Annotated in this window: 2 protein-coding genes; both read right to left on the reverse strand. The window is 43.2% G+C overall.

The features are described from left to right. Positions 1 to 71: 71 nt before the first annotated feature. On the reverse strand, positions 72 to 203 hold the full coding sequence (locus tag BM299_RS20295) for a hypothetical protein (RefSeq protein ID WP_281246402.1): 132 nt from the start codon (positions 201 to 203) through the stop codon (positions 72 to 74). After that, complete coding sequence (locus tag BM299_RS18755; protein WP_092488074.1) at positions 196 to 1431, reverse strand: site-specific integrase; 1236 nt, start codon at positions 1429 to 1431, stop codon at positions 196 to 198. The genes BM299_RS20295 and BM299_RS18755 overlap by 8 nt, the downstream gene beginning before the upstream one ends. Between the last annotated feature and the right edge of the window lie 221 nt (positions 1432 to 1652).

A 1652-nucleotide genomic window follows, 5' to 3' on the forward strand; every position in this document is an offset into this window, starting at 1 on the left:
CCATGTAAAGGGCTGCCTGGTTGTTTCTAATTAACCCCGGTCTTATCTAAAACTAAAAGGTTCAAAACCATTTACACGAAAATATTCACACTCCCCTTCAGATGCCGGGCCTCGGTGTCATATTTGTATCCTATTGCTTTCTTGAGCTGTACGAAATCCTGAATGTGCTTGCCAAAGGGACCCTCATAAATAAAATTACTCATTGCGGGTCACCTCCGGAATTTCCAGCGGGCATTCCTTCAGCTTCTTCAAGTCAACCTTGAGGTATACGACTGTAGAATCGGTGTCGGCGTGACCAAGGATATCGGAGATGACCGCCAATGGCGTATCATTCTCCAGCATAAGCGAGGCCGCGGTGTGCCTTAAGGAATGCATCCCCCTTCGTTTCTTTAAGGTGGGAAGGTGTGCTTCGACCATGTAATGCTTGATTATCTGGTTAAGATGGTCTCCTTCAGTAAATGGAAGGAACGGCGCTGTATGCCGGATGAAGATATATGGGCTGTCCACCTTTGGTCGGCCATACCGGAGATAATCAATGACTGCCCATCCTACTTCCGGGATAAGGGGAAGTACCAGCGGTTCCTTTGTCTTAGATTGCGTTAATACCAGTTTTTTTGCTTCCCAATGGAAATTTTCCGTTTTCAGTTGTTTGATATCGGTACACCTAAGACCAAGGGAGCAGGCTAGAAGGATAATGGCATAATCACGTTTCCCCTTTGGGCTTCCACGGTCGATAGCGTTAATGAGCGCCTTAAGTTCATCCTTTGTCCATACAGATGGTATTCTTGTTTGTTTCCTTGCCTGAACCATAGGCGTCTTTGATGCAAAATCCGTGCTGACGATTCCCCTTTCCTGAAGAAAACGGAAGAACGTCCGCATTGAACAGATATTCTGCTCTACCGTTTTATAGGTATAACCGGCAAGTGTCCGAATATATCTGTTGATTAGTTCCAAAGTGATATCGCTGCAGTTGCTGATTTCCTGGGAAGCAAGGTAGTCCATAAAATATGCAGATTGCTTTACATAGTGGTCAATAGTGGATTTTGAATAACCTTTTTCTTTACAGTAGTTTTGAAAATCATCACTAATGTTGATGTAATACGGATCTGTCAATATTTCCTTGTGCTTGTAATAGCGCCGCAGTACAGAGTGGTGAAGCTGAAAGTCACCTACCATCCTGATTACACGTAGCTCCTGAGTATCCTTTTGAGAAAGAGTTTTGTCAAAATCCTTTTCCAGAATGTTAAAGTGCTTTTCAACAAAGTCGATACCCAGTTGTTCGCTGAAGTAGTTTTCTCCCCGAGACTTGGCAAAATCCAGAAGCATCTTCCAACGGCGACGGTAAAACTTAAGAGAACCTTCTGTATAGCCGAGTCGCATCAGTTCCTGTTCTAGTTCTTCCAGGAGTTTTGTTAATGGTTTGCTCTGCATGATCGTTCCCCCCAAATGATATTTGGGCTCAAGCCCTGATATCATCTTGGGAGATTATGCAAAGTAAATCCATAAAAAACTACATAAACATCGGCAGTTCAAGCATTTACTTTGCATAACTACTTTCTTTGCATAATGAATAGCGAATTATCCGAAGTCAGTCATACAAAAATAGCTCTCTGAGATACGAGAGCCGGGGACTGACTTTGGATAATTCTATT

It is taken from the genome of Desulfoscipio geothermicus DSM 3669, assembly GCF_900115975.1.
GTDB lineage: Bacteria > Bacillota > Desulfotomaculia > Desulfotomaculales > Desulfallaceae > Desulfoscipio > Desulfoscipio geothermicus.